This is a genomic window from Streptomyces sp. NPDC043876 (assembly GCF_056435825.1).
Genome location: NZ_JBWKDV010000002.1, coordinates 874,884 through 887,273, shown reverse-complemented (window position 1 = coordinate 887,273; position 12,390 = coordinate 874,884). Strand labels below are relative to the sequence as shown.

Annotated in this window: 11 protein-coding genes; 8 read left to right on the top strand and 3 right to left on the bottom strand. The window is 73.7% G+C overall.

Annotation, left to right across the window (positions count from 1 at the left end; translation table 11 throughout):
* Positions 1–133: 133 nt before the first annotated feature.
* From AC0693_RS09070 to AC0693_RS09050, 5 genes are all read left to right on the top strand, one after another.
* Positions 134–1,459, top strand: coding sequence for a DUF2252 domain-containing protein (locus tag AC0693_RS09070; RefSeq protein WP_356412299.1), 1,326 nt, complete (start codon positions 134–136; stop codon positions 1,457–1,459).
* A gap of 65 nt (positions 1,460–1,524) precedes the next feature.
* Positions 1,525–2,232 carry a hypothetical protein gene (locus AC0693_RS09065; RefSeq protein WP_469319543.1) on the top strand — a complete coding sequence of 236 codons (708 nt, stop codon included), beginning with the start codon at positions 1,525–1,527 and terminating at the stop codon, positions 2,230–2,232.
* A 46-nt stretch (positions 2,233–2,278) separates the two neighbouring features.
* Positions 2,279–3,073 (top strand): DsbA family protein, encoded by a 795-nt coding sequence (locus tag AC0693_RS09060; protein WP_356412239.1) that lies wholly within the window; start codon positions 2,279–2,281, stop codon positions 3,071–3,073.
* 104 nt (positions 3,074–3,177) lie between these two features.
* A complete protein-coding gene (locus tag AC0693_RS09055; protein WP_478742336.1) occupies positions 3,178–4,839 on the top strand; it encodes an alkaline phosphatase D family protein in 1,662 nt (553 codons plus the stop codon).
* A gap of 220 nt (positions 4,840–5,059) precedes the next feature.
* A complete protein-coding gene (locus tag AC0693_RS09050) occupies positions 5,060–6,034 on the top strand; it encodes a zinc metalloprotease (protein ID WP_478742352.1) in 975 nt (324 codons plus the stop codon).
* An 86-nt stretch (positions 6,035–6,120) separates the two neighbouring features.
* Here the strand turns inward: AC0693_RS09050 and AC0693_RS09045 are convergent, their stop codons facing one another.
* Complete coding sequence (locus tag AC0693_RS09045; RefSeq protein WP_478742338.1) at positions 6,121–6,690, bottom strand: dienelactone hydrolase family protein; 570 nt, start codon at positions 6,688–6,690, stop codon at positions 6,121–6,123.
* Positions 6,691–6,758: 68 nt separating this feature from the next.
* Between AC0693_RS09045 and AC0693_RS09040 the strand changes: the two genes are divergently transcribed.
* Positions 6,759–7,811, top strand: a complete 1,053-nt coding sequence (locus AC0693_RS09040; RefSeq protein WP_468467553.1) for a mechanosensitive ion channel family protein — start codon at positions 6,759–6,761, stop codon at positions 7,809–7,811.
* Positions 7,812–7,896: 85 nt separating this feature from the next.
* Here AC0693_RS09040 and AC0693_RS09035 read toward each other — a convergent pair whose 3' ends face one another.
* On the bottom strand, positions 7,897–9,267 hold the full coding sequence (locus AC0693_RS09035) for a sensor histidine kinase (RefSeq protein WP_478801372.1): 1,371 nt from the start codon (positions 9,265–9,267) through the stop codon (positions 7,897–7,899).
* Positions 9,268–9,371: 104 nt separating this feature from the next.
* Positions 9,372–10,082, bottom strand: coding sequence for a response regulator transcription factor (locus tag AC0693_RS09030; protein ID WP_469319545.1), 711 nt, complete (start codon positions 10,080–10,082; stop codon positions 9,372–9,374).
* Positions 10,083–10,155: 73 nt separating this feature from the next.
* Here AC0693_RS09030 and AC0693_RS09025 point away from each other — a divergent pair, with 73 nt between their 5' ends.
* A complete protein-coding gene (locus AC0693_RS09025; protein ID WP_478801316.1) occupies positions 10,156–11,349 on the top strand; it encodes a UDP-N-acetylglucosamine--N-acetylmuramyl-(pentapeptide) pyrophosphoryl-undecaprenol N-acetylglucosamine transferase in 1,194 nt (397 codons plus the stop codon).
* Positions 11,346–12,383 carry an SDR family NAD(P)-dependent oxidoreductase gene (locus AC0693_RS09020; protein WP_469319547.1) on the top strand — a complete coding sequence of 346 codons (1,038 nt, stop codon included), beginning with the start codon at positions 11,346–11,348 and terminating at the stop codon, positions 12,381–12,383. The genes AC0693_RS09025 and AC0693_RS09020 overlap by 4 nt, the downstream gene beginning before the upstream one ends.
* Positions 12,384–12,390 lie beyond the last annotated feature (7 nt).

Here is a 12,390-nt window from a genome sequence, read left to right as displayed (position 1 = left end):
CTCGATGAGGGGTGGTGGTCGGGTGGCGGGTGGGAGGGCACCGAACGGTACGGTCGTCCGTTGCAGGACCATGGACGCTGTCCGGAAACCGACCGGCAGCCCGAACCACCCGCGCCACCTGGAGGCACCCGCCATGGCGGTCACCGAGACGACGAACGAGCAGCGCGCCGAGCAGATACTGGACGTGTTCGACACCGCGTTCGGCTCGCTGCTCGCGGCCGACCCCGCCGCCTTCCAGGTCAAGTTCCGCAAGATGGCGGCCTCCGCCTTCGCCTTCTACCGGGGCACCGCCTGCCTGTTCTACGCGGACCTGGAGCGGGAGCGGCACGGCGGCCCGTACCTGGACGAGCAGACCGGCCGGGTCTGGATCCACGGCGACCTGCACGCCGAGAACTTCGGCACCTACATGGACTCCAACGGCCGGCTGATATTCAACGTCAACGACTTCGACGAGGCGTACGTCGGCCCCTTCACCTGGGACCTCAAGCGCTTCGCGGCCTCCGTCGCCCTGATCGGCTACACCAAGGCGCTCAGCGACGACCAGATCAGCGGCCTGGTGCGGACGTACGCCGCCGCCTACCGGGAGCGGATCCACGCCCTGGCCACCGGCGCGAAGAACGACGAGGTGCCCTCCTTCACTCTGGACACCGCCGACGGCCCGCTGCTGGGGGCGCTGCGGGCGGCCCGCGCGCGCACCCGGTTCTCGCTGCTGGACTCGATGACCGAGATCCGCGACTTCGAGCGCCGCTTCACCGAGGGCGGCGGCGCGATCGAGCTGGACGCGGCGACCCGGTACAAGGTGCTGGCCGCCTTCGACGGCTACCTGGAGACCCTGCCGGAGGAGTCGCTGGTCCGCCCGGACTCCTACCGGGTCAAGGACGTGGTCGGCCGCCGGGGCGTGGGCATCGGCTCGGCGGGCCTGCCCTCCTACAACATCCTGCTGGAGGGGCACAGCGACGCCCTGGAGAACGACGTCGTGATCTACCTCAAGCAGGCGCAGACGCCGGCCGTCTCCCGGCACGTGACCGACCGGGCGGTACGGGACTACTTCCTGCACGAGGGCCACCGCACGGTGATCTCCCAGCGCGCGCTCCAGGCGCACGCCGACCCGTGGCTGGGCTGGACCGAGCTGGACGGGTCGGGGCAGCTGGTCGCGGAGGTCTCCCCCTACGCGGTGGACCTGGACTGGTCGGACATCGACGACCCGGCGGAGATCGCGGCCGTGGTCGCGGACCTGGGGCGGGCGACGGCGACCATGCACGCGGCGGCCGACGCGGCCGAGAGCGGGCAGTCGCTGGTGCCCTTCTCCACCGAGCGGGCCATCGACGCGGCGATCGCAGCCGACGAGGAGGGCTTCGCCGGGCTGCTGGTCGATTTCGCGCACGCCTACGGCGCCCGGGCGCGCGCGGACCACCAGATCTTCGTGGACCTCTTCCGCAATGGGCGGATCACTCCGTAAAAGTCCGTTTATGTGAGTGGGGCCGGGGTCCTCCTTCACAGGGACGCGTGGCACACTCGGCCGCGATGGACATATCAGAGGCGGGGCTCCGGGGGCTGCGCGGGCTCCGAGGGCTGCGGGCGGCGCTGTTCAGCGCGTTCGTCGTGCTGCTCTCGGCCGGCTCGCACGTCCTGCTGTCCCGGGTGCCGCTGCCGCCCGTCCTGCTGGCCGGCGCCTTCGCCGCCGTCTTCGGACCGGCCTTCGTCCTGGCCGGCCGCGAGCGCGGCTTCGCCGCGATCGGCGGGCTGCTCGTCCCGCTGGAGCTGGCCGCCGACACGGCCTTCAGCGCCGCCCAGCACCTCTGCTACGGCCCCGCGGGCGGCCCGGTCGACGGCCCGCTGCGCGCGCTCGGGCTGGCGGAGCTGTGCGGGGGCACCCCGGTGGGCGGGCCGCTGGCCACGGTCGCCGGGCCCGCCGCCGACCCGGCGCTGCTGCTGACCTCGCCCGGACCCTGGACTCCCTGGCTGCTGCTGGCGGCGCACGTCTCGGTGGGGCTGCTGGCCGCCCTGTGGCTGCGCCGCGGGGAGCGGGCCCTGGGCCGGCTGCTGCGCGTGATCGCGGTGCGCGCCTTCCGGCCGCTGCTGCTCGCGGTGGCTTCGGTGGCCGCGGCCCCCGGGTCCCGGCGGCCCGCACTGCGGGCGGTCCTTCCGGGCGTGGGGGCCCGTACCCGCTTCCCCGCCCATTCCGTGGGACGGAGGGGACCGCCGCGTCCGGCGCCCGTCTTCGGCGCCTGACGCACGCAGTCCCCCATCCGCAGTCCCTGATCCCACGGAGTACCCCATGAGTTCCCGCAACAGCCACGCCAACAAGGCAGCCGCGCGCGAGAAGCTGCGCGCCGAGCGCGAGCGCCAGGCGAAGAAGGACAAGGTCCGCCGTCAGGTCATGGTGGCGGGCGCGGTCGTCGTGACCCTCGCGCTGGCGGGCGGCATCGGTTACGCGGTCGTCCAGAACACCAAGCCCACCGCCTGGGAGGCCGCGGCCACGGCCACGCTGGTCAAGCCGAAGAACACCACCGGCGACAACGGCACGACCGTGGTCATCGGCAAGGCGGACGCGAAGAAGACCCTGGAGCTGTACGAGGACTCCCGCTGCCCGGCCTGCGCCCAGTTCGAGCAGACCGCGGGCGCGCAGGTGAAGAAGGACGTCGACGCGGGCAAGTTCAAGCTCCAGTACATCGGCGCGACCTTCATCGACAAGATGTCCTCCGGCGAGGGCTCGAAGAACGCGCTCAGCGCGCTGGGCGCGGCGCTCGACGTCAGCCCGGAGGCGTTCCTGGAGTACAAGGCGGCGCTGTACTCGACGGCGAACCACCCCGACGAGCGCGACGACGCCTTCGCCAAGGACGCGGCCCTGCTGAAGGTCGCGGACCAGGTCCCGGCCCTCAAGGGCAACGCGGCCTTCAAGAAGGCGGTCGAGGACGGCACCTACGACCGGTGGGCGCTGGAGATGTCCAAGGCGTTCGACAAGTCCGGCGTGACCGGCACCCCGACGCTGAAGATGGACGGCAAGAAGATAGAGACCCCGCAGACGGTCGAGGCGTACAACACCGCGATCGACGCGGCCCTGAAGGGCTGATCCGGGGCACCGGGCGACAGGGGCGGGCGAACTCCGGGAGTTCGCCCGCCCTTTGCTTTCCCAGGGCTGTCCCGCAGCCCTACCGGCCAGTAATCTGACCGGCCGTGACCAGTCATCTCCCCTCTCCTTCCGCCGAGCCGCGTCGCCGTACGGTCGTCAAGGCCGCCGCCGGTGTCGCCGTGCTCGCCCCCGTCGCCGCGACGGCCGCCCTGGCAGCGCCCGCCCGGGCCGCCGCGAACGCGCCCGCCTTCCTGCACGGCGTCGCCTCGGGCGACCCGCTGCCCGACGGCGTCCTGCTCTGGACGCGCGTCACCCCCACCGCCGGGGCCGTCCCCGGCTCCGGCCTCGGCCCCGACACCCGCGTGGACTGGGAGGTGGCCGAGGACCGGGCCTTCACCCGGATCACCGCGAGCGGCTCCGTCACGGCGACGGCGGCCGCCGACCACACCGTCAAGGCGGACGTGCGGGGGCTGCGTCCGCAGACCGCCTACTGGTACCGGTTCACCGCCGGGGACACGGTCTCCCCGGCCGGGCGGACCCGTACCGCCCCGGCGGCCGGCGCGCGGGTCCCCGGCATCCGCTTCGGCGTGGTCTCCTGCGCGAACTGGGAGTCGGGCTACTTCTCCGCCTACCGGCACCTGGCCGCCCGCGCCGACCTGGACGCGGTGCTGCACCTGGGCGACTACATCTACGAGTACAAGACGGGCGGCTTCCCGGAGCCGAAGTACGTGGTGCGCCCGCACGCGCCGACGCACGAGATCCTCACCCTCGCCGACTACCGCACCCGGCACGGGAACTACAAGACGGACGCCGACCTCCAGGCGCTGCACGCGGCCCACCCGGTGATCGCGATATGGGACGATCACGAGTTCGCCAACGACGCCTGGTCCGGCGGCGCGGAGAACCACACGCCGGGCGCCGAGGGCGACTGGGCGGCCCGCGCCGCCGCCGCGAAGCGGGCCTACTTCGAGTGGATGCCGGTGCGCCCCTCCACCGAGGGCACCGTCTACCGGCAGCTGCGCTTCGGCGACCTGGTCGACCTCCTCCTGCTGGACCTGCGCAGCTTCCGCTCCCAGCAGGCCGGCGTCGGCAGCGGCGCGGTGGACGACCCGGAGCGCAGCATCACCGGGCGGGCCCAGCTGGACTGGCTGAAGTCCGGGCTGGCCTCCTCGCAAGCCGCGTGGAAACTGGTCGGCACCTCGGTGATGATCTCCCCGGTGGCCTTCGGCGCGCTCCCGGCGCACCTGCTGGAGCCGCTGGCCGGGCTGCTGGGGCTGCCCAAGGGCGGCCTCGCCGTCAATGTCGACCAGTGGGACGGTTACACGGACGACCGGGCGGAGCTGCTGGGCCATCTCAGCGGCCGCGACATCCGCAACACGGTGTTCCTGACCGGTGACATCCACATGGCGTGGGCCAACGACGTGCCGGTGACGGCCGCGACGTACCCCTTCTCGAAGTCGGCGGCGGTCGAGTTCGTGGTGACCTCGGTGACCTCGGACAACCTCGACGACATCCTCCACGTCCCGGCCGACACCGTCTCGCTGGTGGCCGAGACCGCCGTCAAGGCCGCCAACCGCCATGTGAAATGGCTGGACATGGACGCTCACGGGTACGGCGTCCTGGACGTGACGGCCGAGCGGTCGCAGATGGACTACTACACGATCTCGGACAAGACGAAGCAGAACGCGACCTCGTCCTGGGAGCGTTCGTACCGGACGCTGAACGGTACCCAGAAGGTGGAGCGGGCAGACCGGCCGGTGCGCTGACGCGCCGTCAAATTTCCGGCGCGTGGGGGTTTTCGGCCATTTTCCGGAGGCCCCCACTCCCCGGAAGCAACAAATCTTTTACTTTCAAGCATTGACTTGAAGATGACATGCACACGTAAGCTTCGCGCCAGCGTGAGGAAATACCTCCGCCCCCACCACGCTACGAGGAGCCCACGTGCGCGCTGTCGCCCGCATATCCCCCCTTCTCCGCCGCCGCCTCATGGGAACGGCCGTCCTCGCCGGAACCCTTGCCCTGGCGCCGCTGACCTCCCCCACCTCGGTCGCCGCCGCCTCCGCCGTCAAGACCCCCGCCGAGGTCTGCGCCGACCAGGGCGCCGGGACCGGCGCCGCCGCCAACGCCCGTGTCGCGCGCCCCCACACGCAGCACGCCTCCGACTCCAACGAGCTGACCGACGCCCAGGTCAAGGCCATGGACGCGGACCTCAAGTCGAAGCTCGGCCTGGCGGCCGCCACCGCCAAGGCGCAGCAGCTCGACGGCCTGCGCGCCGACGCCGTCGCCGCGACGACGACCATCCCGGTCTACGTCCACGTGATCACCAACGGCACCGCCGGCCAGCTGACGTCCGCGCAGATCAACAGCCAGATCGCCGTCCTGAACGCCGCCTACGCGGGCCAGGGCACCGGCAACGTCAACTCCGGCTTCCAGTTCGCGCTCGCCGGCACCGACACCACGAACAACGCGACCTGGTACACCGTCTCCGACGGCACCACGGCCGAGAAGAACATGAAGAACGCTCTGCGCAAGGGCGGCAAGAACGCGCTGAACCTCTACACCGCCAACCTCGGCGGCGGGCTGCTCGGCTGGGCCACCTTCCCCAGCTCGTACAACTCGCAGCCCAAGATGGACGGCGTGGTCATCCTCAACAGCTCCGTCCCCGGCGGCTCCGCCACCAACTACAACCAGGGCGACACCGCCACCCACGAGGTCGGCCACTGGCTGGGCCTCTACCACACCTTCCAGGGCGGCTGCTCGGGCAGCGGTGACTCGGTCACCGACACCCCGGCCGAGTCGAGCGCGGCCTTCGAGTGCCCGACCGGGCGCGACACCTGCACCGCCAGCGGCGCGGACCCGATCCACAACTTCATGGACTACACGTACGACTCGTGCATGTACCAGTTCACCTCGGGCCAGGTAGCCCGCATGAAGAGCATGTGGACCGCCTACCGCGCCTAGTCCTCCGGCGCCGAAAGGGGCACGGTCCGGCATCCGCCGGGCCGTGCCCCTCGCCGTATCCGGCCCGTGCGGGCCCGCCGGTCCTCCTACAGGTTGTCGAGGAAGGCCAGAGCCACCTTCCAGGTCTGCTCGGCCGCCTCCTCGTCGTAGTCCGGGAGTTCCGGGTCCGTGTAGAGGTGACCCGCACCCGGGTAGCGGTGGACCTCCACGTCCGCGCCCGCGCGCCGCATCCGCAGGTACCAGGCGGTCAGCCAGTCGTGCGGCTCGAAGGGGTCCGGGTCCGCGATGTGCAGCTGGACCGGCAGGTCGTCGACCGCCGCGTCGTCGGCGATGTCGGAGGTGCCGTGCAGGAGCAGCAGCCCGCGCGCCTTGGCGTCGGCGAAGGCGAGGTGCTGGGCCACCGAGCCGCCGAAGGAGAAACCGGCGTAGACCAGACCGCCGTCCGAGTGGGGAGCCGCCGCCAGGACCGCGCGCCGGAGCAGCTCGTCGCGGCCGATCTCCTCCTGGTGGGCCATGCCCTCCTCGACCGTCCCGAACGTACGCCCCTCGAAGAGGTCGGGGACCTGCACCTCGTGCCCCGCGGCCCGCAGCCGCTCGGCCGCGGCGAGCACCGCGGGCCGCAGACCGTACGTCGAGTGGAAAAGCATGATGTTCATGGGTCAATCGTGCCAGCTCGGCGGACTCCCGCCCACGGGAGCCCGACCGGCTCCGCTACGGTCTGGGCATGGAGACCGTACTGCGCCCGCTGATCGTGATCGGCGGCTCGGTCGTACTCACCCTGTTCGCCGGGTGGCTGCTCGACCTGCTGCTGCGCCGCGCCGACGCCCGGCACCGCGAGACCCCGCTGTGGGGTCTGCTGCGCCGCTGCCGCCCCCCGTTCCTGCTGCTGCTGTGGGCCGCCCTGCTCCGGGCCTCGTACCTGCAGGCCGGGACGCTGGGGATCTACCGGGTGCCCGTCGGCCGCGCCCTGGACCTGGTCCTGATCGCGGCGGCGGCCTGGTTGCTGGTGCGGATCGCGACCGCGGCCGTCGAATCGGTGTACTTCCGCTACGCCGCCGGGGCCACCGACCAGGCCCGGGTGCGCCGCGTCCGTACGCAGATCACGCTCATCCAGCGGGCCGTCACCGCGATGGTCGTGGTGCTGGCGGTCGCCGCGATGCTGCTGACCTTCCCCACGATGCGGACGGTGGGCGCCTCGATGCTGGCCTCGGCGGGCGTCGTCGGCATCGTGGCCGGCATCGCCGCCCAGTCCACGCTCGGGAACCTCTTCGCCGGACTCCAGATCGCCTTCGGCGACACCGTCCGGATCGGGGACACGGTCGTCGTGGACAAGGAATGGGGGAAGGTCGAGGAGATCACCCTGACCTTCCTCGTCGTGCGGACCTGGGACGAGCGGCGGATCACCATGCCGGTGTCGTACTTCACCGGGAAGCCGTACGAGAACTGGTCGCGCGGCGGCGCGGAGATGACCGGGACGGTCTTCCTGCACCTGGACCACCGGGCCCCGGTCGCCCTGATGCGGGAGAAGCTCCAGGACATCCTGAAGGAGCACCCCGAGTGGGACGGCCGCTCCAGCGGCCTGGTCGTCACCGACACCACCCCGCACACCATCCAGGTCCGGGCCGTGGTCACCGCGAAGGACGCGGACGACATCTGGACCCTGCGGTGCGCGGTCCGCGAGCGGCTGATCGCCTGGCTGGCCGCGGAACACCCCTACGCCCTCCCCCGCATCGCGACCTCACCCGCCGTCGAGGCCCCGCCCGGACCCCTCTCCTGACGCGCCCCTCGCACGCCTCGGCCCCGGGGGGCCTCACCGGCTTCGCGCCGCTGCGCCGGACTCCGTCCGTCGAGCCCGCCCCGGCCTACACGCCGCCGCCCCCACCGAAAGCCAGCCGGAACAGCGCCCCGCCTCCCGGCGCCCGCTCAGCCGTCAGTTCCGCCCCGTGCGCGCGGGCGATCTGGCGGGCCATGGCCAGGCCGAGACCCGAACCGGGCAGGGCGCGGGAGGCGTTCGCGCGGTAGAAGCGGTCGAAGACGTACGGGAGGTCCTCGTCCGCGATGCCCGGGCCGTGGTCCCGGACCGTCAGCTGCGGACGGCCGCCGGACGCGGTCAGTTCGACCTCCACCGGGAGCCCGGGAGGGCTGAACTTCGCGGCGTTGTCGAGCAGGTTGGCCAGCAGCCGGCTGAGCCGGGCCGGCACGCCGGGGACCGTGCCCCCGGCCTCTTCCCCGGCCGTGCGGAGCTCCTCGGCCACCCGGAGGGCGAACGGCACGGCCGGCCAGTGCGTACGGGCCGCCGCCACCCCGTGTTCCAGCAGCGCGGCCAGCCGCACCCGTTCCACCAGCGGCTGCGGCTCCTCGTCCCGGGCCAGCTCGATCAGGTCGTTGACCAGCCCGGTCACCTCCCGCAGCTGGCGGCCCAGCGCCCCGCTCGCCCGCTCCCGCTGCTCCGGGGTCAACCGGTCGGCGCGCGCCAGGAGTTCGGCGTTGGTCCGCAGCGCGGTCAGCGGGGTGCGCAGTTCGTGCGAGGCGTCGGCGACGAGCCTGCGCTGGGCGGTGACGGACTGCTCCAGCTCGCCCAGCATCGTGTTGAAGCTGTCCGCGAGCCGGGTGATCTCGTCCTCCCGCCCCGGCGGGGGCAGTTCGATCCGGTGCCGGGGGTCGCGGGTCGCGGCGATCCGCTCGGCCGTGGCGGTGAGCCGGGTGACCGGCGCCAGCCCGGTGCGCGAGACCCAGTACCCGAGCCAGGCGGCGAGCAGCACCCCGGCCGCGCCGGTCAGGATCAGCTGCCAGGCGGCTTCCGTGATCCCCGCCTCGACGGAGTCGGCGCGCAGCGCGACCTGGAGCGCCCGCCCGTCCGCGAAGTCGGTGGTCAGCATCCGGGCGGGGAAGCCGGACACTTCGATGTCCGTGTAGAAGGGCCGGCGCTCGCCCGCGGCGACCTCCCGGGTCCGCTCGTCGACCGGCAGCAGGAACCCCTTGGCCGGGTCCCGCCCGGGATCCCGCGGCACCACCTCCGCGCAGGCGGGCGCCGCCCGGAAGCGGCACTCCCCGGCCAGCGTCCCGGGCCCGGCCCCCGCGCCGCGCTGCGCGGCGAGCCGGGCGGACTGGGTGAGGCTGCTGTCGAGCTGCTCGTAGAGCGCGGACCGCACGACGAGGAACGCGGCCACGCAGACCCCGAGCGCGACGAAGGCCACGGCTGCGGTGACGGCGAGCGCGAGGCGGGTGCGCAGCGGCCGGCGCCGCCGCCAGGGCGCGCCGAGCCCGCGGCGGCCGCGCCCGCGGAGCCCCGCACCGCGCGGCCCGCCACCGCCCCCGCCCCCGGCGCGCTGCCCGCTCACGCCGCGTCCAGCCGGTAGCCGACCCCGTGCACCGTGTGGACGAGGCGCGGTTCGCCCGCGGCCTCCAGCTTGCGGCGCAGGTAGCCGACGTACACGGCCAGCGAGTTGGAGTCCGGGCCGAAGTCGCGCCCCCACACCAGCTCCAGGATCAGCTCGCGCGGGAGCACCTGCCCGGGATGGCGCAGCAGCAGTTCGAGCAGGGCGGCCTCGGTCCGGCTGAATTCCAGGTTCCGGCCGCCCCGGCGCCCGGTCCGGGTCGCCGGGTCGAGGACGAGGTCGGCGAAGCCGAGTTCGGCGGGCCCGCCGTCCGGCTCCGGCGCGGCCCGCCGCAGCAGCGCCCGGACCCGGGCCACCAGCTCGTCCAGGGCGAAGGGTTTGACGAGGTAGTCGTCCGCCCCCGCCTCCAGCCCGTCGACCCGCTCGCTGACCGAGCCGAGCGCGGTGAGGACGAGTACGGGCGTCCGGTCGCCCAGCGCCCGCAGCTGACGGCACACCCCGAGCCCGTCGAGCACCGGCATCATCACGTCCAGCACCAGCGCGTCCGGCTGCCAGCTCCCGACCTCGCTCAGCGCGGCCAGCCCGTCGGCGGCCCCGCGCACCTCGTACCCCTCGACCGCGAGTCCGTCCTGGACGGCGGCCCGCACCTCCGGCTCGTCGTCGACCACCAGGATCCGCTGACCACGGCCACCGCTCGGCTGACTGCTCATGGGACACAGAGTGCCAAAGGCGGCCGGCCGAACCTCTTAGAACCTTCTTAGGGCGCACCGGGAGTGTGCGGCCATGACCACACCACTCTCCGTCGTGATCGGTGCGGGCGGCACCGGCGGCCACATCTATCCGGGGCTCGCGCTCGCCGACGCGCTGCGCGCCGCCGTCCCCGGGGCGGTCATCTCGTTCATCGGGACCGAACGCGGCCTGGAGACCGAGCTGATCCCCGGCGCGGGCTACCGGCTGCACACCGTCGACATGATCCCCTTCGATCCCGCGCTCGGCGCGAAGCGCTACCTGCTGCCCGCGGCCCTGCTGCGCTCGGCGGGCCAGGCCCACACCGTCATCCGCGCCCAGGGCGCACAGGTCGCCGTCGGCATGGGCGGCTACCCGAGCGCGCCCGCCGTCCTGGGGGCGCGGATGGCCGGGCTGCCCGCCGTGATCCACGAGTCCAACGCGGTGCCCGGCCGGGCCAACCGCTTCGCGGCCCGGCTCACCCCGCACATCGCGGTCGCCTTCGACCGCAGCCGCGCCCACCTGGCGGGCGGGGCGCACGCGCTCACCACCGGAATGCCGATCTCCGCGGCGCTGTCCGGGCTCGCGCGGCTGGACCGCCCGGCGCGCGAGGCGCTGCGCCACGAGGCCCGGCGGGCCCTGCGGGTGCCCGCCGGTCGGCGGCTCGTCGTGTTCAACGGGGGCAGCCTGGGCGCCGTACGGCTGACCGGGGCGGCGACCGCCCTGGCCGGGCTGTGGCGCGAGCGGGACGACGTGCAGCTGCTGGTCAAGACCGGGCCGGGGGCGCTGGACGCGGCGGCCGGGGAGCTGGCGGCGAACGGCGGCCACCGGATCGCGCGGGCCGTGCCCTACCTGGACCGGATGGACCTGGTGTACGCGGCGGCGGACCTGGTGGTGTGCCGGGCGGGTTCGGCGACCGTCGCGGAACTGGCCGCGACGGGGGTCCCGGCCGTGCTGGTGCCCTACCCGCACGCGCCCGGCGACCACCAGACGCACAACGCCCGGGTGCTGTCGGAGGCGGGCGCGGGCCTGCTGCTGCCCGACGGCGAGACCACCGCCGCCCGGCTCGCCGAGCTGGTGGGGCCGCTGCTGGCCGATCCGGCCCGGCTGGCCGCCATGGCCGGCGCCGCGGATCCGGGCCCGCACGCGCGGGCCGCCGAACTCCTGGCCGCCGAGGTGTTGCGGGTCGCCGGCCACCCCCTGCCGTTCCCCTCCCCCTTCCTCTACACCTCCCTGGAGCAGCACGCATGAGCACCGCAGCACACCCCGGCGCCGCACGCCCCGCCCCCGCCGCCGACTGGAGCGGGCGCACCGTCCTGGTCACCGGGGCGGAGGGGTTCATCGGCTCCACCCTGGTCGACCTGCTGGTGGCGCGGGGCGCCCGAGTGCGGGCCTTCGTGCACTACAAGCCCTACGCGGACAAGGGCCACCTCGCGCGCTACCTGGCGGACCCGGGCGGCCCGGTGGAGATGTGGGCGGGCGACGTGCGGGACGCGGGCCGGGTGAGCGACGCGGTGGCCGGGTGCGACACCGTCTTCCACCTGGCCGCGCTGATCGGGATCCCGTACAGCTACGTCTCCCCCGGGGCCTACGTGCAGACGAACGTGACCGGCACCGAGAACGTCGCCGAGGCCTGCCGGCGCCACGCGGTGCGGCGCCTCGTGCACACCTCGACCAGCGAGGTGTACGGCACCGCCCTGACGGCGCCGATCTCCGAGGCCCACCCGCTCCAGCCGCAGTCCCCGTACTCCGCGTCCAAGATCGGCGCCGACATGATGGCGCTCTCCTTCCACCACGCCTTCGGGCTGCCGGTGACGGTGGTGCGGCCCTTCAACACCTACGGCGCCCGGCAGTCGGCGCGGGCCGTGATCCCGGCGATCCTCGCGCAGCTGCACTCCGGCGCCCGGGAGATCCGCCTCGGCTCGCTGACCCCGACCCGCGACTTCACCTACGTCACGGACACGGCCGAGGGGTTCCTGGCGCTCGCCGGGTGCGACCGGGCCCTGGGCGAGGTGGTCAACCTCGGCTCCGGGCAGGAGATCTCCATCGGGGACCTGGCCGCCGCGCTGATCACCGCCTCGGGCCGGGACGCGGAGGTCGTGGCCGACCCCGCGCGGCTGCGCCCGTCGGGCAGCGAGGTGCAGCGGCTGCTGTCGGACAACTCCCGGGCCCGCGAGTGGGCGGGCTGGCAGCCGCGGGTCTCCCTCACCGGGGGGCTGGCCCTGACCTCGGAGTGGATCGCGGGCCACCTGGACCTGTTCGCCCCGGACCGCTACCAGGTGTAGCCGCAGG